This window comes from Exiguobacterium sp. s149, from assembly GCF_018618395.1.
GTDB classification, from domain to species: domain Bacteria; phylum Bacillota; class Bacilli; order Exiguobacteriales; family Exiguobacteriaceae; genus Exiguobacterium; species Exiguobacterium chiriqhucha.
Genome location: NZ_JACSLZ010000028.1, coordinates 1 through 260, shown reverse-complemented (window position 1 = coordinate 260; position 260 = coordinate 1). Strand labels below are relative to the sequence as shown.

Here is a 260-nt window from a genome sequence, read left to right as displayed (position 1 = left end):
ACCCCCAACTACTTTCGGCGCTGAAGCGCTTAACTTCCGTGTTCGGCATGGGAACGGGTGTGGCCGCTTCGCTATCGCCACCAGACATATATGAGATTAACATTATCTTAACATAATGTCAACTCTTTTTTAAGAGATTGTTCTCTCAAAACTGAAGACTCATCAATTCATACAAACCTTAGACTAGATCAAAGCCTCGACCGATTAGTATCATTCAGCTCCACACGTCGCCGTGCTTCCACCCATGACCTATCTACCTC

Annotated in this window: 1 rRNA gene; it reads right to left on the bottom strand. The window is 45.4% G+C overall.

From position 1 onward, the window contains the following. Positions 1 to 85 (bottom strand): 5S ribosomal RNA (rrf, locus tag KNP81_RS15180); the annotation flags it as partial. Positions 86 to 260: the final 175 nt, after the last annotated feature.